This is a genomic window from Bacillus xiamenensis, assembly GCF_000300535.1.
Taxonomy (GTDB): Bacteria; Bacillota; Bacilli; order Bacillales; family Bacillaceae; genus Bacillus; species Bacillus xiamenensis.
This window is the reverse complement of record NZ_AMSH01000019.1, coordinates 1-21,834: the sequence shown is the minus strand read 5'-3', so window position 1 is coordinate 21,834 and position 21,834 is coordinate 1. Positions and strand designations below refer to the sequence as shown.

At 41.6% G+C, this 21,834-nt stretch carries 19 protein-coding genes; 8 read left to right on the top strand and 11 right to left on the bottom strand.

All coding sequences use genetic code 11. The features are described from left to right. Positions 1-3: 3 nt before the first annotated feature. A complete protein-coding gene (locus BA1_RS08295; RefSeq protein WP_008357705.1) occupies positions 4-222 on the top strand; it encodes a DUF1128 domain-containing protein in 219 nt (72 codons plus the stop codon). A 104-nt stretch (positions 223-326) separates the two neighbouring features. Here BA1_RS08295 and BA1_RS08290 read toward each other — a convergent pair whose 3' ends face one another. Further along, positions 327-845 (bottom strand): type 1 glutamine amidotransferase domain-containing protein, encoded by a 519-nt coding sequence (locus tag BA1_RS08290; protein WP_008357704.1) that lies wholly within the window; start codon positions 843-845, stop codon positions 327-329. A 254-nt stretch (positions 846-1,099) separates the two neighbouring features. Here BA1_RS08290 and BA1_RS08285 point away from each other — a divergent pair, with 254 nt between their 5' ends. Beyond that, the gene (locus BA1_RS08285; RefSeq protein WP_008357702.1) at positions 1,100-5,368 is read left to right on the top strand and encodes a multifunctional 2',3'-cyclic-nucleotide 2'-phosphodiesterase/3'-nucleotidase/5'-nucleotidase; all 4,269 of its coding nucleotides are present in this window, start codon (positions 1,100-1,102) and stop codon (positions 5,366-5,368) included. Between the two features lie 249 nt (positions 5,369-5,617). Here BA1_RS08285 and BA1_RS08280 read toward each other — a convergent pair whose 3' ends face one another. From BA1_RS08280 to BA1_RS08250, 7 genes are all read right to left on the bottom strand, one after another. Beyond that, positions 5,618-6,052 (bottom strand): hypothetical protein, encoded by a 435-nt coding sequence (locus BA1_RS08280; RefSeq protein ID WP_008357700.1) that lies wholly within the window; start codon positions 6,050-6,052, stop codon positions 5,618-5,620. Positions 6,053-6,138: 86 nt separating this feature from the next. Beyond that, the gene (treR, locus tag BA1_RS08275; protein ID WP_008357697.1) at positions 6,139-6,855 is read right to left on the bottom strand and encodes a trehalose operon repressor; all 717 of its coding nucleotides are present in this window, start codon (positions 6,853-6,855) and stop codon (positions 6,139-6,141) included. Positions 6,856-6,874: 19 nt separating this feature from the next. Continuing rightward, entirely contained in the window at positions 6,875-8,575 is a 1,701-nt protein-coding gene (treC, locus tag BA1_RS08270) for an alpha,alpha-phosphotrehalase (RefSeq protein WP_008357695.1), read from the bottom strand. A 15-nt stretch (positions 8,576-8,590) separates the two neighbouring features. Further along, a complete protein-coding gene (gene treP / locus BA1_RS08265; protein ID WP_008357693.1) occupies positions 8,591-10,027 on the bottom strand; it encodes a PTS system trehalose-specific EIIBC component in 1,437 nt (478 codons plus the stop codon). A gap of 168 nt (positions 10,028-10,195) precedes the next feature. Next, positions 10,196-10,582 carry a DnaJ family domain-containing protein gene (locus tag BA1_RS08260; protein ID WP_008357691.1) on the bottom strand — a complete coding sequence of 129 codons (387 nt, stop codon included), beginning with the start codon at positions 10,580-10,582 and terminating at the stop codon, positions 10,196-10,198. 81 nt (positions 10,583-10,663) lie between these two features. Beyond that, positions 10,664-12,388, bottom strand: coding sequence for a methyl-accepting chemotaxis protein (locus BA1_RS08255; RefSeq protein WP_008357689.1), 1,725 nt, complete (start codon positions 12,386-12,388; stop codon positions 10,664-10,666). A 31-nt stretch (positions 12,389-12,419) separates the two neighbouring features. Next, complete coding sequence (locus tag BA1_RS08250; protein ID WP_008357687.1) at positions 12,420-14,078, bottom strand: pyridoxal phosphate-dependent decarboxylase family protein; 1,659 nt, start codon at positions 14,076-14,078, stop codon at positions 12,420-12,422. Positions 14,079-14,655: 577 nt separating this feature from the next. Here BA1_RS08250 and ltaS point away from each other — a divergent pair. Next, positions 14,656-16,635 (top strand): lipoteichoic acid synthase, encoded by a 1,980-nt coding sequence (gene ltaS, locus BA1_RS08240; RefSeq protein WP_008357685.1) that lies wholly within the window; start codon positions 14,656-14,658, stop codon positions 16,633-16,635. A 114-nt stretch (positions 16,636-16,749) separates the two neighbouring features. Then, entirely contained in the window at positions 16,750-16,893 is a 144-nt protein-coding gene (locus tag BA1_RS19005) for a hypothetical protein (RefSeq protein WP_237739203.1), read from the top strand. Between the two features lie 41 nt (positions 16,894-16,934). On the opposite strand, the gene BA1_RS08235 is transcribed toward BA1_RS19005, so the two are convergent. Beyond that, positions 16,935-17,441: a DoxX family protein gene (locus tag BA1_RS08235; RefSeq protein WP_008357683.1), complete on the bottom strand. Its 507-nt coding sequence runs from the start codon at positions 17,439-17,441 to the stop codon at positions 16,935-16,937. Positions 17,442-17,737: 296 nt separating this feature from the next. Then, positions 17,738-19,102 (bottom strand): N-acetylglucosamine-specific PTS transporter subunit IIBC, encoded by a 1,365-nt coding sequence (gene nagE / locus BA1_RS08230; protein ID WP_034738818.1) that lies wholly within the window; start codon positions 19,100-19,102, stop codon positions 17,738-17,740. Positions 19,103-19,291: 189 nt separating this feature from the next. On the opposite strand from nagE, the gene map reads away from it, so the two are divergent. The 3 genes from map to BA1_RS18650 all read left to right on the top strand — a co-directional run bounded on the left by map (position 19,292) and on the right by BA1_RS18650 (position 20,597). Then, complete coding sequence (gene map, locus BA1_RS08225; protein WP_008357679.1) at positions 19,292-20,041, top strand: type I methionyl aminopeptidase; 750 nt, start codon at positions 19,292-19,294, stop codon at positions 20,039-20,041. Positions 20,042-20,164: 123 nt separating this feature from the next. After that, complete coding sequence (locus tag BA1_RS19285; RefSeq protein ID WP_008357678.1) at positions 20,165-20,326, top strand: hypothetical protein; 162 nt, start codon at positions 20,165-20,167, stop codon at positions 20,324-20,326. Positions 20,327-20,459: 133 nt separating this feature from the next. Further along, positions 20,460-20,597 (top strand): YflJ family protein, encoded by a 138-nt coding sequence (locus BA1_RS18650; protein WP_008357676.1) that lies wholly within the window; start codon positions 20,460-20,462, stop codon positions 20,595-20,597. Between the two features lie 40 nt (positions 20,598-20,637). Here BA1_RS18650 and BA1_RS08220 read toward each other — a convergent pair whose 3' ends face one another. After that, positions 20,638-21,288 carry an MOSC domain-containing protein gene (locus BA1_RS08220; RefSeq protein WP_008357674.1) on the bottom strand — a complete coding sequence of 217 codons (651 nt, stop codon included), beginning with the start codon at positions 21,286-21,288 and terminating at the stop codon, positions 20,638-20,640. Between the two features lie 122 nt (positions 21,289-21,410). Here BA1_RS08220 and BA1_RS08215 point away from each other — a divergent pair, with 122 nt between their 5' ends. Beyond that, positions 21,411-21,683: an acylphosphatase gene (locus BA1_RS08215; RefSeq protein ID WP_034738815.1), complete on the top strand. Its 273-nt coding sequence runs from the start codon at positions 21,411-21,413 to the stop codon at positions 21,681-21,683. Positions 21,684-21,834: the final 151 nt, after the last annotated feature.

The window sequence follows — 21,834 nt, the reverse complement described above, 5'->3', positions numbered from 1 at the left end:
CCCTTGTCACAGCCAAAAGCGGCTGAAGTCAATCAGCTGATTGAAGACATTTCGCAAAAGCTAAACATGCTGAACATTGGAGTCATCAAAGCCGAGGACTTCAGTCCAGATAAGTATGAAGATATTGAATTCCTTCACCAAATGGTGATGAAAAAATCTTCATTCAGCCCAAGTGAAATGCAGGCCATTGCAAGCGAGCTGAAAAGCTTAAGAAAATCATAATGGAAAAAGAATTGCCGCGCATGTCGAGATGATCTTGAATGATGCGCAGAAAAAGTCAGCACCGTTAAAAGTGCTGACTTTTTTTATGCTGTCACAACTGCCGCTTATTTCGCAAGCAGTTTTAATGCTTCACGGTTAAATGCTGGAATGTCGTCTGGTGTGCGGCTTGTCACAAGCTGATCCTGACAAACGACGACTTCTTCGTCTTTGAATTTCGCGCCTGCGTTTTCCATATCCACTTGAATGGATGTATAGCCGGTCGCGCCTCTTCCTTCCAGCGTCTTCGCTGTAATGAGCAATTGCGGTCCATGGCAGATCGCAAATACTGGTTTTTTCTCGTCCATAAAGGCTTTTGTGAATTGCACGTAGCGGTCATCTGCACGCAGAATGTCAGGTGAGAATCCGCCAGGAATGAGAAGTGCATCGAAGTCTTCTGGCTTCACGTGATCAATAGACGCATCCACTCTCACTTCTGCCTCTCCTTGCTTCCCTTTTACTGTTTTACCTTTTTCATTTTCAATCACTGTGATCTCATGACCTGCGTCTTTAAAGGCTTTTGCAGGCTCGGTGAATTCAACATCCTCAAAGTAATCTGTTAATACAACTGCAATTTTCTTACCCATGTAGAAACCCTCCTGCTTGATTATCGTTTACACTACACACTATACCCCGGCGCAGTAAGATCAAACATCCTATCCCTATCAGAAAACCCCTCATGACAAAAATAAGTATTTAGACTCATTCACATTCCCTTAACAAGGTAATTCGTATGATTTATGTTATCTTTACAATAATCTGCAAAAAATAACTACAAAAGTGAACGAAACATTTCTACAATAGGTATTGTGGTCAAAAAAATTAGAAAGGCGGAGATCAGGTGAAGAAGCAAGCACATAGGTCTAAACGAAGGAAAAACTTGTCTATTCTGCTCACTTCCATGATGATGATTAGTCTCATTCTCCCAGCAGTACCTACTCATGCAGAAACAGAAAGCGGCAGCGCCGTAAAGGTCAGTATCTTAGCCACAACGGATGTTCATGCGAACATGATGAATTATGATTACTACAGCGACAAAGAAACAAATGAATTTGGTTTGGCGAAGACAGCCGAGCTGATTGAAAGGCACCGTTCACAAAATCCCAATACACTCCTTGTTGATAACGGAGACCTGATTCAAGGAACCCCTCTTGGAGAATACGTTTATAAAAATGAAAAAGACAGCATCATCAATCAAACAAAGGTTCACCCCATTATTCATACACTCAACAAATTAAAATATGATGCAGGTACACTCGGCAATCATGAATTTAACTACGGTTTATCTTTTCTTGACGGTACCATTGCGGGCGCCAACTTCCCGATTGTCAATGCGAACGTCAAAAAGTTAAACGGAGAACACCGATTTACTCCTTATGTCATTCAGGATAAAACCTTTAAAGATGCAAACGGAGCCTCCCAAACTGTGAAAGTCGGTTACATAGGATTCGTACCACCACAAATTATGACGTGGGATAAGAAGCATTTAGATGGACAAGTTCAAGTGCAGGATATTGTGGAGTCTGCCAATGAAACCATTCCAGAAATGAAAGCAAAAGGCGCAGATGTCATCGTCGCTCTTGCTCATACAGGAATTGAAAAAACAGCTTCACCTAAAGGATCAGAAAATATGATCTTTGACCTTGCTACAAAAACATCAGGCATTGATGCGATTGTGTCTGGCCACCAGCACGGCACATTCCCAAGCGCTGAATATAGCGGCGTAGACAAATTTGATGTCTCAAAGGGAACCATTAACGGCATTCCTGTCGTCATGTCAAAAAACTGGGGAAGTTACCTTGGCGTCATTGATTTAACACTAGAGCCAGACGGCAGCAACTGGAAGGTCACAGACGGAACAGGCAAGATCGAATCTGTTGCCGGAGTGACATCTCAAAACAGCACTGTGAAAGATGCCATTCAAACGACTCACCAAAATACGCTGGATTACGTCAGAAAGCCTGTTGGAAAAACAGAAGCAGACATTAACAGCTTTTTTGCTCAAGTCATGGATGACCCTTCTATTCAAATCGTGACAGATGCACAAAAATGGTATGCCCAAGAAAAAATGAAGGATACTTCATACAAAAACTTACCGATTTTATCTGCGGGTGCGCCATTTAAAGCCGGCGGCCGCAACGGTGTAAACTATTATACAAATATCGCAAAAGGTGATTTAGCAATTAAAAACATTGGCGATCTCTACCTTTACGATAACACTGTACAAATTGTGAAACTAAAAGGCAGTGAAGTGAAAGACTGGCTAGAGATGTCTGCCGGCCAATTTAACCAAATCAAACCAAATACATCTAATGAACAGCCTATTTTAAACGAAGAATATCGCTCGTATAACTTTGATGTGATCGATGGTGTGACGTACCAAGTGGATGTCACACAGCCTGCTAAATACAGCACAACAGGCACACTGATCAATGCCGATGCGAACCGCATCAAAAATTTGTCTTACAACGGAAAGCCTGTCTCTGACAATCAAGAATTTTTAGTCGTGACAAACAACTACCGTGCATCTGGCGGCGGAGGCTTCCCGCACCTCACACAAGATAAAGTCGTGCTTGCCTCAGCAGATGAGAACCGCCAAGTGCTGATGGATTATATTATTGAACAAAAAACCATTAACCCAAGCGCAGATCAAAACTGGTCCATTAAACCAGTAAAAGGCACAACAGTCACCTTTGAATCTTCTCTACTTGCAAAACCGTTCGCAGAGAAATCAAGCAGCGTCGACTTTATTCGGAATGCCAGCACAGACGGACTTGGCGTGTACAAGCTAGCGTTTAAAGATGATGGTACAACAGAACCACCTGCAACAGACAATTGGCATTTAACGGTGATGCATACAAACGATACACATGCCCATCTGGATGATGCAGCCAGACGCGCAACCAAGATCAAAGAAGTTCGCGCCCAAAGCGAAAACAATATTTTATTAGACGCTGGAGATGTCTTCTCTGGTGATCTCTATTTCACAAAATGGCAAGGACTTGCCGATTTAAAGCTGATGAACTTGATGAAATACGATGCTATGACGTTTGGGAATCATGAGTTTGACAAAGGTCCATCTGTCCTTCGTCAATTCCTGACAGGTGATGCATCCAGTGTAGATGCTAAAAATCGTCATCAATTTGAAAAACCTAACTTCCCAATTGTGTCATCAAACGTTGATGTCTCTAAGGAAAAACAGTTAAGCAGCTTAGTGAAAAAACCAACAACATTCAAAGCTGGCGAGAAAAAAGAAGCCGGGATTTACCCTTACATTCTGCTTGATGTAAATGGCGAAAAAGTGGCTTTATTCGGTTTAACCACTGAAGACACGGCCATTACATCCAGCAGTGGTCCTAACATTCAATTTCAAGATGCATACAAGAAAGCAAAAGAAACAGTCAACACCATTCAAACAGAAGAAAAAATCAATAAAATCATTGCGTTAACACACATCGGCTATAACCGTGATCTTGAGTTAGCCAAAAAAGTAGACGGGATTGATTTAATCATTGGTGGTCACACCCACACCCTTGTTGAAAAATTAAAGGTCATCAATAAAAAAGAACCAACGATTGTTGCGCAAGTAAAAGACTACGGACAATTTTTAGGAAAAGTAGACGTGGCCTTTGACAAAAAAGGCGTCGTACAGCCAAAAGAATCTTCTTTTGACCTCATCACGATCGACGACTCTGTGAAAGAAGATGCGGACGCAAAAACGATTCTTGATCAGTACAAGGCAGATATCCAAGATTTAAAAACTGAAAAAGTTGGGACGTCAAGCGTCTTCTTAGATGGACAGCGTGAACACGTCCGTGCAAAGGAAACGAACCTTGGAAACTTTATTGCAGATGGCATGCTAAAGAAAGCACAAGAATCTGCCGGGGCTGACCTTGCCATAACAAACGGCGGCGGTATTCGAGGCAGCATTGAAAAAGGAGATATCACATTAGGTGATATTTTAACGGTGATGCCTTTTGGAAACACACTTTATGTCGCAGATTTAAAAGGCAGTCAAATTAAAAAAGCGCTTGAACAAGGGCTTTCAGGCATTGAAGAGGGCGGCGGTGCATTCCCTCATGTAGCCGGTATTGAATATACGTTTACACTTAGTAGACCAGCTGGTAGCAGACTGATTGATGTCAAATTGAAAGATCAAAATGGCAATCTGACTGACATTGATGAACAGAAAACATACCGCGTAGCGACTAACGCATTTGTCGGCACAGGCGGTGATGGCTACAGCGTCTTTACAGAAGCCTCTCATGGAGAAGACTTAGGCTATGTTGACTACGAGATTTTCAAGGAGCAAATTGAACAGGCAGACGGTCATATTTCTCCTGTCATCGACCATCGAGTGAAAGAAGTGTTTCTTCCTCGCTTGAAAGGAAAAGGCGCCTATGACATTCAAGATGATGAAAAGTTCCAAACGTATGTCCAGCATACAAATAAAGCATTGCTCTATTTAGACAAAGCAGCCAAAGCAAAAAATGTTCAATTGTCTCTATCAAAAGCGCAAGTAGCCGAACTGAAGAAACGTGAACAAGATCCAAACGTCACCATCTATCATGACAAAGTCGGACTGGAATTACCGCTCTCCAATTTATCAGAGGAAAGTGCGGATATCTGGATGAAGAAAACAAATAAAGTGAAAAATGCACTAACCGACACATATGATTTCCAAATCAAACAAGATCAAAAAAGTGTCTCTACCTTTAAAGATCCTGTCACACTTTCCTTTACATTAGACGCGCCTGAAAAAGCGAAGAAACCAGGTGTTTATTATGTAGATCGCAAGAAAAATCGTTACGCCAAAACAAGTAATGGTTCATTCGAAAATGGGGTCGTCACAGGTGAAACCACACACTTTAGTGAATACACCGTACTCAATCAAAGCGAAGCAGCTGGAGCGGTCCCAGACCAAACAGGAACGTCTGCTCCAGACGGATCAGATCCAAGTCAAGATGGAAGCGGCCTGCCAGGAGGCATACTGCCAAATACCGCGACAATGATGTATACAACTGTATTAATTGGCTTGCTCATGCTTGCCTCAGGCGGTATTCTTTATTACTACCAGCGCAAGCGCACACGAAACAACATGTCATCTTAAAAGAAAAGGACAGAGTAGCGGCTCTGTCCTTTTAGATTATTGACAAAGGGCTAAAATGATCTTGATTTTAGCCCTTTGTCTTCTTTTCAGCGTGACCTGAAAACCTTTGCAGTCTAGGAAAGACGAGTACCGGCGCGGAGCGAATTTAAGATTCGTGAGCACCGGCACGCAGGACTGACAAAGAATGCGAGGGTTTGTCTACACGCTGAAAGGACAGAGCAGCGGCTCTGTCCTTTATTTATTTCAACATCAATCCTGGGATAAATAAATCCAATTGCGATCGTCAAATTCTTTCATATCATCTGATCCGATATGCCGCAGCATTCTATTAAAGAACGTGATGTCATCTTCATCATCGACGGCATATAAATCCGCTTGAACATATTCTCTCGTAATAAAATTCGTTAAGCTCGTATTGTTCACAAAGTCAGCAAAGTACGATTTTACAAGGGTTAAATCATCTTTATTTAAAGGTTCATCACTAATAATTGAAAGATGAAACACATTCAAAATCGCTTGAATGTCTTCTTCATCCATATAACATAACGGCTCTAATTTTCTATCTTCTTCCGTAAACGGTTTTCGCGTGTCTTCAATGATGACATAACATAAAATCCTGTGATCTTTCATCACGCTAAAAATTTCTAAATCTCTTAATTTTAATGGTCTATTCAGTCTGATCATTTGTCCTCCTGTGGTTTTGATCTTGTCATTGTTTATTCCCCTTGTATCTCTAAAACCAGAAATAGACAGAGCCTAGGCTCTGTCTTCTATTTTTCTCTTCTAGCAAAATCCACGAATCTGAAACGATCTAACCGGTGGCGGCTTTCTGTGTATTGAAAGAGGCTCGTATCCTCCAAGAACACATAATTCTTCACGACCACCACATGATCAAATCCGTTCAAATCAAGATACTTCGCATCCTCTTCTGTACACGGCTCGACCACAAATTCCTTTTGAGCGTAACTAATCGAGACACCAAGCTCTCCTTCAATATACTCGTAGATTGATCCTTCGCAAATGTCCTTCGACAATACCTGTACATGTTTTTGCAAAAAATAATCTTTGTCTAAAATGACCTCTTCTCCGCTGATATTGCGAGAGCGGATAACTTCCCAAACATCCTCCTGCCCACTTATTTTCAGCTGAGATTGAATATACTGATCCGGTTTGATTAAACCAAATTCATGTACAGTTGTCACCGTCTTCCGTCCAAGTGTTTGGGAAAGCTCTTTAAAGCTGACGAGACCTGAAACAGGGAATTGCATTTTCTCCCGATTCAGCAATACGGAGCCTTTCCCGCGGATTTTTTGGATATAACCATTTTGCACAAGGATGTTCAGTGCCTTTCTCACCGTCTCACGGGACGTATCATACATGACGGACAGCTCATGCTCTGATGGGAGGATGCCTTTATCCTGCCATTCGCCTTGTTCAATTCGTCTAGCGAGCTGATCATAAATCACTCGAAACTTATTCTCTTTCATTTTCCCTCCGCCCCATTTTCTAGCGTTTGGTTAAATGATAAACGATTGACTCGTATGGACGCAACGTAAAGCCCTTGATATCTTCAGGCACATCCTCATAATTGGATAACAGAACTTGAACCTCCATCTCATCTGCATCCTTTAATAGCTCTATCGGAAGCGTGAAGTTCACCTCACCTGCGTAGAAATGGTTGATCACGAGAATCTTCTCCTCTTGGCCTTCTCTGACATAGGCAAAAATCTTTGGATCGTCTGGCAGCAGTAAAGTAAAGCTTCCATACGTGATCACATCATATTCTTTCCGCAGCCTGCAAAGAGCTTGATAATGGTAGAAAATCGAAGTTCGGTCTTTTAATGCAGCTTCCACTGAAATGTCATTCTTGGCTGGCGCAATCCAAGGCGTACCTTTTGAGAACCCCGCATTTTTTTCTGAAGTCCATTGCATTGGTGTCCGGGCATTATCCCTTGATTTCACCTGTAAAATCGCCAGTGCTTCTTCCTCTGTTTTCCCTTTTTCAAGCATCACTTCGTACATATTCAGTGATTCGATATCACGGTAAGACGAAATGTCCTCAAAGCGAGGATTCTTCATGCCAATTTCCTCGCCTTGATAAATATATGGAGTACCTTGCATCAAATGAATGGTGGTCGCAAGCATCTTCGCTGATTGCTGATGGTACATGCCATCATCACCGTACCTTGAGACGATGCGCGGCTGGTCATGATTGCACCAGAATAGTGCATTCCAGCCGCCGCCCTCATGCATTTTTGTCTGCCATTCTGACAGAATCGATTTCAACTCTAGAAAATCAAATGGGGCAATGGCCCATTTCTCACCGTTTGGATAATCGACCTTTAAATGATGAAAGTTAAACGTCATATCCAGTTCCTGCCGATCAGGTCTTGTATACCGGATGCAGTCTGCAATATTCGTTGAAGACATTTCTCCCACTGTCATACTATCGTATTTCGAAAATACCTCTTGATTCATTTCGTGCAAAAACTCATGAATTCTCGGACCATCTGTATAATACATGCGGCCGTCCCCTTGTACTGATTGCCCGGCGTCATCTAAAAAGCGCTGATCCTTAGAAATATTATTGATGACATCCAGCCTGAACCCATCAATTCCTTTTTCAAACCAAAAGTGCATGATGTCGTATACTTGCTTACGCACCTCATCATGCTCCCAATTGAGATCCGCCTGGGTGACATCATATAAATGAAGATAATAGTCACCTGTCGCTTCATCTAGCTCCCAAGCTGGGCCGCCAAATTTTGACTGCCAATCATTCGGCGGAGAGCCATCCGCTTTTGGCTCTTTCCAAATATAATAATCGCGATAAGGGTTATCCTTCGACTCTCGGGAGGCCTGAAACCATTCATGGAAAATGGATGTATGATTGACTGCTATATCCATGATGACACGGATTTCACGTTGATGCGCTTCCTTCAACATGTGTTCAAAATCAGCCATTGTGCCGTACATGTCATGTATTTTTCGATAATCACTAATATCATAGCCGTTGTCATGCTGCGGTGACTCATACATTGGGGTCAGCCAAATGCAATCCGCCCCCAGCTCTTTGATATAGTCGAGCTTCTTTGTCACACCATTGATATCACCTGTGCCAGAGCCCGTTGTATCTAAAAAGCTTTTTGGATAAATTTGATAGACCACCGCTTTTTTCCACCACGGTTCGTTTGTTTGTTGATTCAAATTCCTTCACCACCACTAGTTAAGTTCTTGTGATACATCCTTTTTCTTTTTTAGTTTTGCATATAAAAAGGTACCGATGAATGGGACGATTAGCACAATCACCATTCCGATGGCAAATGCCCCCCAATATTTCGGAATGATCGAGAAGATCCCAGGAATGCCTCCAACGCCGACTGAGCTTGCCAGCACTCCTTGAGAGGCAATAAACATACCAGCTATTCCTGAGCTGATCAGGGCAAAGATAAACGGGAATCTATAGCGCAAGTTGACCCCGAACATCGCAGGCTCGGTAATGCCTAAATAAGCGGAAATACTTGATGTCAGCGAGAGTCCTTTTTGCTTTTCATCTTTTAAGACAAACATCATCGCAAGTGCAGCTGATCCTTGAGCAATATTGGATAGTGCAAGCATTGGCCATAGGAACGTGCCGTGCAACTTTGAGTTAATCAGCTGAATATCAACAGCTAGGAACGTATGGTGCATTCCTGTAATGACTAGCGCTGCATACAATCCGCCGTATAAAAGACCGCCAAGTGCTGCGAATTGCTGGAATACGGTGACAAGTCCAGATGTTAAAACGTTTCCGATCGCAAATGTGACAGGACCAATGACGATAAACGATAAAAATCCAATGAGTAATAACGTAATCGGTGCAACGACTAACAGCTGAATACTTTCAGGCGTCCGCTTTGTTATCCATATTTCAAGCTTTGCAAGCAAATAGGAGGCGACAAGTATCGGAAGAACCTGCCCTTGATATCCTACCTTCTGCACTTCAAGTCCAAACAAATTCCAGACAGGAATGTCACCCGTCTTTTCCGCTGCTCCATACCCCCATGCGTTTAACAGATCAGGATGTACAAGCATCAGTCCAAGGACCATCCCTAAAAGCGGATTTCCCCCAAACCGCTTCACAGCCGACCAGCCAATTAATGCTGGCAAGAAGGTAAAGGCAGTGCCTGCAATCAAATTGATCATATTCGCTAAATCCGCCCATGCCGGATACACATCCACAATGGATTTTTGATCAAAGAAAATATCAGGAGCTGTTAAAATATTATTAATCCCCATCAATAAACCGGCTGTGACGATAGCTGGAAGGATTGGAATGAAGATATCCGCAAGCGTTTTCACTGCACGCTGCAAAGGATTTAATTTCTGATCAGAGGCACGCTTGACGTCCTCTTTCGTCGCTTCGCCGATTCCCGTCTGTTTGACCATTTCGGCATATACCCGATTGACAACCCCTTGACCAATGACCACTTGGTATTGGCCATTCGCTGAGAAAGATCCCTTCACTTCATCAATTTGTTCGAGGGCTTTCTCATCCACCTTTCCTTCATCCTTCAACACAAAGCGAAGCCTTGTTACACAATGTGTTGCTTGATGAATGTTCTCTTTGCCGCCAATGGCTTTCACAATCTGATCTGCTGCTGCCTGATAATCAGCCATGCTATCCCCTCCGAGACCGTTTTTTTTATAAGAAAAAAGAACCAAAAAACTTGTATATACATGTTTACTTCATATTTTATATTTGTATATACATGTAGTCAACAACAAAATGTAGCGCTTTCATAAAAAAAAGCTCCCCCAATGTGCTCAGGGAGAGGCAACGTGTCATCATCTTTTTTTATGCTCCGTTAATTTTTCGTAGACCGTATGTTTATAAAAGGAGGCGGCTGGACGAGCAAATGTTTGTCGCTTGGATGTGAGTTCATCCAGGCGTTTTTGTTTTTCTTCGCATACGAGAGTGAGTTTTTTTCTTTCTTCCTCATCTATACTGGTTTTCAGTAACTCTTTGACTGTCAACAGTTCTTTTTTCAATGCTGTTTCTTCACCAGCAAAACCAGCATTTTTCATGATTCGATAGCCCATCCTCAGCTCTTCAGGTACATGAGCAGCATCATCTTTTGGCAGAGGTTTTCCAAAGCCTGACAGACCTTCAAAAGCCCCATTGTCCATCGCCTTTTTGATCCGTTCCTCTGACAATCTCTGCGCAAAATCCATGATACTTCTTCCTTTCCGATCGTCTGTATTTGATTAAGCATAGCAAAAAAGCTGACTCTCTCACAAGAGCCAGCTTTCTCGTTATTTATTATCAATTTTAAAGGTAGATACCATTTGTGCCAAGTCCTCTGACATGTCAGAGAGCTGTTCAATCGCACTTGAAATTTGCTGCATGCCAGCGCTTTGCTGTTCTGTTGCTGCTGCAACTTCCTGAGAGCTTGCAGCATGTTCTTCTGACACAACCGAAATTTGTTCAATCGAGGTAGAAATCGTTTGATATGCTCGTTCTACCTGCTTAATGGATTGAAGCAAATTGTTCGTTCTGCTTGCAAATTGAGACACTCCGTCGTAAATACCAGCGAAGTTCTGTGAGGTGCCTTTCATTTGCTCACGTCCTTCTTCCACTGCTTTACTGCTTTCCTCTACGCTTTCAAGGACACGCTGACTGTTTTCCTGTGTGCCAATGACCAGATCTGAGACCGTTTTAGCCGCATCAGCTGATTGCTCAGCTAACTTCCGCACTTCATCAGCCACAACAGCAAATCCTTTTCCTTCTTCTCCGACACGTGCCGCTTCAATAGAAGCATTCAGTGCAAGCAAGTTCGTTTGCGCTGAAATGTCTGTAATAATCGAGATGACACTTTCAATTTTAGTTGAATGCGATTGTAATTCTTCTGCTGCCTGCTTTGAGCTTGTCATCATGTCGTGTAACACATTGAGATGCTCTAGGACATGCTGCACCAGTTTTTGACCAGATTCTGACTGCTCTTGTACTGCTGATGAAACAGATGTCATTTCATCTACTTCTTTCGTTACACCTTCAATTTGAGTATCAATTTCCGCAACGGAGGTTGTGCATTCCGTAATGTTTGCTACAGAGTCATTAATGCCTTCACTCATATTCGTCATCGCTTCTGATACTTGCTGCGCACTTTGACTTGATTCGTTCGTCACGATGCGAAGCTGTGAAGACATTTTGGAGACTTCACTTGATGAGTTTGAGATTTTCCCAATGAGCTCTTTGATCCGTCCCTGCATTTTCTGGAAGGAAGCCGCTAATTGACCAATCTCATCTTTACTTTCAACCTGTACCGTTCCAGTTAAATCGCCATCTGCAATTCGGTTCGCGGATTCCATCAATGAACGTGCTGGTTTCGCAATTCTTCTTCCCATGATAAAGGAGAAGAGTAATCCGCCGATGAGCACAATGGTAGATGCCAACGCGATATAAATCGTCAGCTTCTTCGTTGTTTCAGGCACAACAGATGCATCTAAATCAATCCCTAAAATCCCAGTCAGCTCTCCATCTGAATCTTTGATTGGCAGAAAGACCGATTTATGTGTTCCATATGAATCATGGTAAATATCACTTTTTACGATTTGATTATTAGAAATGGCTTCATTCATTTCTTTTGTAAATTTATAATCTTGGCCAAAATCATCATCTTGCCCAGTTAACACAATGATTCTTTCCTTGCCATCCTTATTTGATAACACGTATAAGTTCTCAAGCGAATGATTTTCTTGAAGCTCGGTGATTTTCTTTTTGGTATTCACATAAAGCGGATCATCCTTCCCGCTAATGCTTAAGACGTTTCCATCAATATCATCGATTTCATTTTTAGCTGTATCAATATCTGTCGTTAATCGATAGTCAAATTGCTTTAATAACTGGGATGATAAATCTTGGCTGACTAAATAAAATGTTAGAACGAATAATGCAACGGTTGCGAGTAATGTTCCGACAACGACTGACATAATTTTGGAAGAAATAGTTAACCCTCCAAATTTTCCTGGTTTCGCCATTTTTTTCTACATCTCCACTCTCAGATTTAATTTAAGCTTGTACACTTTCAAATTGTCCACAAACAGATGCGATCACATCTTTTAAATAAGATATGATATGAGGAATGTGCTCCGGTAATGTATACGGTGAGATGACAAAAAACTTACTCACACTCAGATAGAATTCTTGACCATCTTTCGCATGAACCTGTAAAAACTTCGTTGTATCGCCAAAGAACATTTCGTCTCTTTTCTCTCCAAGCTTTTCAAACAGCATTTTGTTCAATTCATTGTTCCGCTCAATTTCCATTGCAGTTGCCTCGCCGCTAATTTCTTCTTGGAAACGCGGAGAGCCGTTTAAGTAAATTCGAAACAATGTTGCCATTCCGACGTTGTCACCATTGACGACTTCTGCTTGCGGAATTTCCTGACGAAGGGCTTCTCTGAATGCAAGGTTCACCTCTAAAAATTGACCGAGCAAACGCTGATATCCTTCAACTCCAAATGTTAACAGCACGCTTAGCATACTGATTGAGCTTCCCATTCTTGAGCATTCAAGCGTATAACCCGTATGGTATTCCCCGTATCCTCTATGTCCAACGTATGGTGTTTCTTGTTCTTCTAGATCCAAACGCTTTAAGTCAGCAGCATTTTTCACTAAGAATAAACTGGATGTGTAAGGGGTTTGACCGAGCTTTTGAAAATCGAAGCACATCGTGTCTGCAAGAGAAAGATGCTGGAATTTCGCTTTGATTTCCTTTAGCATACGTAAAACGCCGTCTGAGAATTGCAGCGGGTTTTCAGACACATCATACTCATTAAAGAAAGCAAAGAATCCGCCAAGCGCCGAATCTGCATGAATATGCGGCACCTTTAGACCATACTTCTCTGCAATGGCTTCTGCCGTTTCACGTACCCCTTTTACATCATCAATTGCAATGGCATCTGTTGTTCCTGTTGTTGCTACAATATAAACGGGAATTCCGCCATTTTGAGCAACATGCTCCATTTGACAACGCAAATCTTCCATATCCATTGAATGATCTTTATTCGTCTTAATTCTGATTAAATTGTCTGTGCCAAGTCCGGTTGCTTCCATTGACTTAAATAGGCTGTAATGTGCTGCATCAGAACAAAACGCATAAAGATTTTGCGGGACACCTTTTCGTAATGACTCCGGTGCGACTTTCGCAATCGCTAAACGAAGCCCTGAGAAAATAGCCCCTTGACCTCCCCATGTTGTGTATCCTCCGCTCACACTTGGGTCATATCCGATGAGCTTAGACATCATTGAGACCACTCTGACCTCAGCTTCCGCACCTGCCGGCCCATACACATCCCAAAGGTTGTTTCCGTTAACCAGCATAGCCGTCAGCATGCCTAAAATTCCTGGTGTACTTGCCATTGGCAAAATGTTCGTGAAGAAATACTTTGTGTGGTATGGATGATTATGTAAAAGCTTAAGTAATTCTTCATTCACAAGTTCCGGTTGTTGTCCGTTCATCGGAATTTGACTTGTTTCAGTGAGTTTTTTGTAAAAATCCTCCCCACGATTCTTTTCACCCTTTAGGTGAGCACGATTCGGATCCTTCAGGTGATCGACGCCTGAAATGATCTGTTCCATTAATTTGACGAGTTCTTTCCGATCTTCTACATTTCCGTCCTCACTCGGAAACCAGTTCTGAACGAGATTCTCTGCTCGAACAGTCATATACTATCAATCCTTTCAATGGAAGATTTCCTGTCACTGTCTATATCGACACCGTTTCAAAAGTTTATAGTGTCGAAATGTCCACTTAAGTATATTTAGATAATTTGTTCATTCATCAAAATCAAAAAAACCCTTACAATACACATCAAAACCATTATGTTCGTGAAACAATAAAATATATCAATATATTTTTAAAGAGGGATTTTTATCCAACCACTTCAGCAGTTCCTCCACTCATTTTTTTTACTTAACCTGCATAAACATTAATAAACACTGGAAATTCGCTTGAATACACCATTGTAGAAATTAAATTGATTCTTTAGACTTGTGTCTTTTTGCCTGTTTTATTGATATAGCAACAGGGGAATTACAGAATTTTCTGTTAATATCAGGATAGATTTCACAAAAAGTTTTTCGGCGGCCGAATATTTTCGATTTCCTTCCTTTCTTTCTAGGACAGGCTGTTCACGCCGTTCACTGATTATGACTTTTCTATTTGTGCATTTCGTGGTATATTCTAATGGTTCGTTTTCTTTCGTTCCGCCTCTTCCGTGTATCGGAGAAAAGGAGTGTTTATATGAAAACATTTATTCAAAAAAGAGGTCTCGGCTTCTTTGTGATTGCAGCCATCTTACTGTGGCTCAAAACATATTCAGCGTATTTAATTGAATTTAAACTTGGTATATCCAATGTACTTCAGCATATTTTGCTTTTCGTGAATCCTATTAGCTCCAGCTTGTTCTTTCTTGGCTTTGGTTTATTGTTCAAGAAAAAATGGCAGCCTGCCGCTATCATTGTGATTCACTTTTTCATGTCTTTTTTACTTTACGCAAACATCGTGTACTATCGATTCTTCAATGACTTTATCACGCTGCCTACAGTGATGCAGGCAGGAACGAATGGCGGACAATTAGGTGATAGTGCATTTTCACTCATGCGTTGGACTGATGTGTTTTACTTTATCGATACAATCATTTTGATCGTACTCGCAGTCCGCATGAAAAGGCAGCAAACAAGTACAGCGACTGTACCTGTTCAAAAGTCAAAATCGTTTAGACTCGTCCTTGTGTCCTCTGTTGTAATCTTTGTGCTCAACTTAGTCGCTGCAGAGATTGATCGTCCAGAGCTTTTATCAAGATCGTTCGACCGCAATTATTTAGTCAAATATTTAGGTGCTTATAACTTTACTGTGTTTGATGCCATTCAAAATGTGAAATCAAACAGCCAGCGTGCTCTGGCAAATTCAAATGATGTAACAGATGTAGAGAATTATTTAAAGGCGAACAGCGCTGATCCTAACCCTGCCTATTATGGGAAAGCGAAAGGCATGAACGTCATTACGATTTCTCTTGAATCTCTGCAAAACTTTGTCATTGATTATAAAGTGAATGGAAAAGAAGTCACTCCATTCCTGAATTCATTGGCTCATGACAACCAAACGTTTTACTTTGATAACTTCTTCCATCAAACAGGACAAGGAAAGACGTCTGATGCGGAATTTATGATGGATACAGGGCTATTCCCCTTATCCCAAGGCTCCGTGTTTATTAACAAAGCTCAAAACACGTACCAGGCACTTCCCGGCATTTTGAAGAAGGATCAATACACGTCAGCAGAATTTCACGGGAATACGAAAACCTTCTGGAACCGTAATGAAATGTTTAAGTCCTTTGGATATGACAGATTTTACGATTCTGAATACTACGATATGAACGAGCAAGATACGAAGAATTATGGTTTGAAAGACAAACCGTTCTTCAAAGAATCCATGCCAATGCTTAAAAATCTGAAACAGCCGTTTTATTCGAAATTCATTACGTTATCGAACCATTTTCCATTTGGTATGGATGAAGGTGATACTGATTTTGAACCCGGTGATTTCGGAGACTCTGTCGTCGATAACTATTTCCAATCAGCTCATTATTTAGATGAAGCCATTGAGCAGTTCTTCACTGACTTGAAAAAGTCTGGTCTATATGACAACACAGTGGTCATTATGTACGGAGACCATTACGGCATTTCAGAAAATCATAATGACGCCATGGAAAAAGTGACAGGACAAAAAATTGGAGATTATGAAAATGCCCAGCTCATGCGTGTGCCGCTCTTTATTCATGTACCAGGCGTAAAAGGTGGACAGATTCATAAATACTCTGGTGAAGTAGATGTGGCTCCAACCCTTTTGCACCTGCTCGGCTATGATACGAAGAACTATTTAATGTCTGGTTCTGATATCTTATCGAAGAACTTTAAAGAGCTTGTACCATTTAGAAATGGTGACTTCGTGTCAAGGGACTACACGAAAGTAGGCAACAACTATTACAGCAACAAAACAGGTGAAAAAATCGAGCCGACTAAAAAGGCATCACAAGAAAACGAAACGGTGAAAAAGATGCTAGAGACATCTGATAAGATTGTCACAGAAGATTTACTCCGTTTCTACAAGCCTAAAGGCTTTACACCAATTGACCGAAATGAATATGACTATACAAAGAAAGTACAGGACGAAGAAGATTCCTCTTCCGCCAAAGATGAATCCAGCTCGTCTTCAAAATAACTTTCTCATTTCAATCCCCAGCCGATCTCGGATCAGCTGGGGATTTTTCGTTTCATCCTCATGGATGCGGGTATAGGAAAAGAAGGAGGGGTTTATTGATCAGCAGCTTTTGTCGTGACCGCTTCACTCGCTTCTTCCACCTTATTCAGTTTCAGCCCTGCGATTTCAGCACAATCCATTCCTCAAGGTCCAAAGGACGCGCTAAATAGTATTTATGAGCTGGCGCCTAAAGGACAAATCATCAAAGCCGGCTCCTAAATAAAAAAATCCTCCTGAGCATAAGCTCAGGAGGATCTTCTTTATGATGATGCCACTTCTAAATGCGGCTTTCTTTTCAGTGTTCGTTTGATCATTGGAGCTGCTACATAATCAAGACCAAATTTTCCGGCATTCCCTTTCGCTGCCATAATGATGATCGCAATGAGAAGAAGAAGCGGATTAACAGAGACGGTTCCAGCTAGTAAGAAAGAGACATTCATCACGCTTCCAAAAAAGGCTGCCGTTGTTGTGAACAATCCAATGATTAACCCTAGACCGACTAAGATTTCTCCCCACATGACCATGGCACTGAATAGCCCGGCATTTGGCAGTGCGACATGTTCTAAAAACCCGACATAGAACGGATAAACAAGATGACCATCTTTCACAACAGGTTCAGATATGGCAAATTGCAAATATCCTGATGCATCGAATCCGCCTGTTAGTTTTCCAATACCAGATGTCAGCCAAGTCCATCCGATATAAAGTCTTGCTGCCAAAAGAATAACGGCTGCCCACACATTTGTTTGTAAGAATTTTGTAAACATGATGATGCCTCCTTTTTATTTATGTGAAATATTTCACATATTCTTTATGATCTTATTATACTATGTGATTTTTCATTTGTGATCTTTTTCACATATATATTCATAAATTGTTCACGAATATCTAGTTGAGGTAAACTTTTCCGTTGCGATATCCGCAACAGTTATTTCGGGACCATAGCGGGTGTATGTATGCGAGTGTCATGGTTTTTACTAGTTGTGATCAGTATTGTACTTGTGATCGACCAGCGCAAACAAAAAAAACGTCCAGCCCATTTGATCTGGCTGAACGCTCTTTTTTAATCTTGATCAACTTCCTTGCGGAGATCATCTGCGACAAATTCGACATTTGTTCCAATGATGATTTGTACAGATGTTTTCCCTGACGTCAGTATCCCTTTGGCACCTGCTTTTTTCAATGTACCTTCGTTCAATAAATCCGTATTCTCTACTGTTAAGCGAAGGCGTGTAGCACAATGATCAATCGTGGTGATATTGTCTTTGCCGCCAAGCCCCTCTACGAGCATACTTGCTCCGGCAGTATGTGTATCATCCGCTGAAATATCTTCAATGTCATCATCTTCTCTGCCCGGTGTTTTTAGCTTCAACAGTTTAATGAGGAAATAGAAAACGATAAAGTAAATAACGCCATAAATCACCCCAACCACAAGTAACATGATTGGTTTTTGAGCAATACCAAAGCTTAAGACGTAATCAATCGCACCGGCTGAAAAGGCAAAGCCGCTATGAATCCCTAACGTATTCACAATAAAGAGCGAAAGACCTGTTAATATGGCATGGACACCATATAAAAGTGGAGATAAGAACATAAATGAAAATTCAATTGGTTCTGTGATCCCTGTAATAAATGACGTCAGCGCCATTCCAATCATGAGGCCAGCTGTTGCTTTTCGCTTTTCAGGCTTTGCTGTCACAACCATAGCAAGACATGCCGCTGGCAGACCAAACATCATCACTGGGAAGAATCCTGTCATAAAGACACCCGCACTTGGATCTCCTTTAAAGAATCGCGCTAAATCACCTGTTGCCCCGTTGAATTCCCCGAATTGAAACCAAAATAAGTTATTAAGGACATGATGAAGTCCTAGTGGGATGAGCAACCGGTTAAAGAAACCAAACAGTCCGGCACCCGTTGCACCAAGACTTAAAATCCATTCCCCTAAGTCATTGATCACACTTTGAATTGGAGGCCACACATATCCGAAAACGGCTGCTAATACAATGGTGAAAAGTGCTGTCATAATTGGCACAAGCCGCCTGCCACTAAAGAAACCTAAGTATTCCGGCAGTTTCGTATCCTTAAATTTATTGTAAACGTAACCTGCCAAGAGCCCGCATAAAATACCGCCCAATACCCCCATATTGTTGGTCGAATTGATTGACGTTGTTCCTGCTGACAAAATAAAATAAGAGATCGCCCCTGATAACGCCGCTGCCCCGTTACCATCCTTTGAAATGCCGATCGCTACACCCATTGCAAAAATTAATGCCAAATTCGCAAAAATTGCATTTCCTGCCGCATGAATAAACGGGATATTGAATACATCCTCCCGTCCAATAGCCAAAATAATACCTGCTGCAGGCAGCACAGCGATTGGAAGCATAAATGATTTTCCTAACTTTTGAAAAAACTGAAACACCATTTCATTTCTCCCCCCTTCGTCATCACCATGAACAAATCTCTCATGATGCTCATAAAAAATATATCATATGCACATCTAGTTATCTATACCAATTTGTCCATATTGAGTTGAAATCCACCCTTTACTCTTTTGGCGTAAAATGTGGTAAGCTATTGAATAGACTGAAGTTATAGAAAGCGGGAATGAACAGTGATTGTCAAACATGATCATGAGTTAGAAGCCTTAAAAAAAGTCGGCCGAATTGTCGCTTTGGCAAGAGAAGAAATGAAAAGCCAAGCGAAGCCAGGCATGACTACAAAAGAATTAGATTTGATTGGGAAAAAAATTTTAGAAGAACATGGAGCCAATTCGGCGCCTGAAAAGGAATATGACTTCCCTGGTACGACTTGTATCAGCGTTAACGATGAAGTTGCACACGGCATCCCGAGTGATAAAACCATTTTACAAGAGGGTGACCTCATTAATATTGATATCTCGGCAGAACTGGATGGATATTATTCCGATACTGGAATTTCCTTCGTATTAGGCACAGGTGATGCTCGTCTTGAAGCATTATGCCAATGTGCAGAGGATGCATTCCTTGAGGGATTGAAGCATGCGAAAGCGGGCAAAAGACAAAACCAAATTGGCCGTGCGGTCTACAACACGGCAAAAGAGCAAGGGTTTACAGTCATTAAAAACCTGACTGGACACGGCATTGGAAAGAGCTTGCACGAAGCACCGAATCATATTTTGAACTACTATGACCCATTCGACAATGCTTTATTTAAAAATGGCACTGTCATTGCTTTTGAGCCTTTCATTTCAACAAATGCTGAATCCATTTATCAGGCTGATGATGGCTGGACATTTAAAACACCTGATAAGAGCCTGGTCGCACAGATTGAGCATACGATTGTGATCACAAAAGACGAACCGATTATTTTAACAAAGCTGTAAGCAAGCGAATCCCCTCCTTCACTGGAGGGGATTTTTTCGTGTCCCTTTCACGAATCTGTCACGACTAAACAAAAACCCCTGTGGTAAAATAGGCAAAGATATGTGAAAGGGGTCTTATTTGATATGTGGTTCATCATCATAGGTGTCATCTTTTTCATCGAAAGTATGATCTTAACGGTTGTGGGTTTCAAGAAAAAACAATCCATGATGACGTATCTTGGCGTTGTCTTGATGATTATGACGATCGGTATGATCATTGTCACCCTCAACCCGCCAAATTCATAATTCATCATTTCCAGCATATACATGGATCATAGGCAGATAGAATCAGTTTTCATTTCTTCACACCTGCACACTTTTCACGTCTTTTTTTGAGATGTTACAATGCAGGCAGTTTCATTGAAAGGAGTTTTCTATCGTGCATTATGGTAGCAAAGGCTGGTATGTCGAAGAATTAAAGAAGCTTGGTGTGACCAAGCATGAAGGAAGAAAGCTTCAAAGCTTTAAAACCTATTTCCTTGCAAATCTTCTTGAGCAAAAGAAACTTAGCTCATAAATGTTGAAAAGCCGTACATCTAGTGTGATGTACGGCTTTTTTAAATGTGCTCAATTCGTTTTTCTAAAGACGTCCTCACCACATCTGCCAAGGCATCTGCTTCAAGAACGGCTTTCAGCCTCTTTGGATCTGCTGGACGATATTTGACTTCGTTGACTTCGTGGACCGTGATGGAATGGGGCGCTTTTTCGACTAACACAAGTGATTCATCAGGTGAGACCATTCCTTCTTTCAACACACGTAAATAAAAGCCTGTATATCCGGTTTGCTGCACTTCCTTCACAAGCTTCATGTTGCCGTGCTTAAGCGAAAGCTTCACACACGGCTGTCTTGGCTGACTGACCTCAACAAGCGCTTCTCCTAGCTGAAACACATCTCCAATACGCACTTCTGTCTCCACAAGCTGATGTACTGTCAAATTCTCGCCAAAAGCTGCCTCCTGTAACGAAACGCCTAAAAATTCCTCGAAGTAAGCATAGTGATCATATGGAAAGACGCAGATGGCTTTATCATAGCCCCCGTGATGAACCAAATCACCCTGACCGTCTCCCTCAAAATGAAGTTTGCTCAAATAGACAGGCTCGTGAATACGCTTTTTATTGATGGCTGTTTTGATTTCTTTTCCATTCGCATAGGTGGTGATAGGTAGTCCTACTTGTATTCCTTCGATGTCATACCTTGTCTGCCCCACTCTCACCATCTCCTTTGATTGTCTGATTGCTTTTATTTTACATGCTTTGACAGTCAAAGCATAGTCGGTTCGTGAAGGTCAGACGATGGCTATGGTACGATGAGGAAAAAGGAGAGATGACATTGATTCATTATCATGCCATTGTAAAAGGTCGGGTGCAAGGAGTCGGGTTTCGTTATTTTGTCCAAGCAGAAGCCATGAATCGAGGGATGAAAGGCTGGGTGCGCAACACAGATGAAGGTCATGTCGAGTTGAAAGTCGAAGGTGAGCCGCAAGAGGTAAATGACTTTTTAGAAGCCGTCCGAAAAGGAAGCCGTTTTTCAAAAGTGACAGATATGCAGATAGAGCCGCTCACCGAGTTAGCCCATTATCAGGATTTTCGGATAAGAGGGTAGCTAGTGACTCTTTCTGATGATCAAATAAAGCAGTTATAACAAAAAAACCTAGCTATTCGCTAGTTCAGCGTGTAGACAAACCCTCGCATTCGGTGGTAGTAATGCGTGCAGGTACTCGTACTTCAGAGAATGCAACGTCTTTACCTTATTG

Coding starts and splice junctions, on each gene's coding strand:
- BA1_RS08260 (WP_008357691.1), bottom strand. CDS start 10,582: ATGGATTTTGCGCAGAGATTGTCAGAGGAACGGATCAAAAAGGCGATG.
- BA1_RS08235 (WP_008357683.1), bottom strand. CDS start 17,441: ATGTTTACAAAATTCTTACAAACAAATGTGTGGGCAGCCGTTATTCTT.
- BA1_RS08290 (WP_008357704.1), bottom strand. CDS start 845: ATGGGTAAGAAAATTGCAGTTGTATTAACAGATTACTTTGAGGATGTT.
- treR (WP_008357697.1), bottom strand. CDS start 6,855: ATGAAAGAGAATAAGTTTCGAGTGATTTATGATCAGCTCGCTAGACGA.
- BA1_RS08255 (WP_008357689.1), bottom strand. CDS start 12,388: ATGGCGAAACCAGGAAAATTTGGAGGGTTAACTATTTCTTCCAAAATT.
- nagE (WP_034738818.1), bottom strand. CDS start 19,102: ATGGTGTTTCAGTTTTTTCAAAAGTTAGGAAAATCATTTATGCTTCCA.
- BA1_RS08280 (WP_008357700.1), bottom strand. CDS start 6,052: ATGATCAGACTGAATAGACCATTAAAATTAAGAGATTTAGAAATTTTT.
- ltaS (WP_008357685.1), top strand. CDS start 14,656: ATGAAAACATTTATTCAAAAAAGAGGTCTCGGCTTCTTTGTGATTGCA.
- BA1_RS08250 (WP_008357687.1), bottom strand. CDS start 14,078: ATGACTGTTCGAGCAGAGAATCTCGTTCAGAACTGGTTTCCGAGTGAG.
- treP (WP_008357693.1), bottom strand. CDS start 10,027: ATGGCTGATTATCAGGCAGCAGCAGATCAGATTGTGAAAGCCATTGGC.
- BA1_RS19285 (WP_008357678.1), top strand. CDS start 20,165: ATGTGGTTCATCATCATAGGTGTCATCTTTTTCATCGAAAGTATGATC.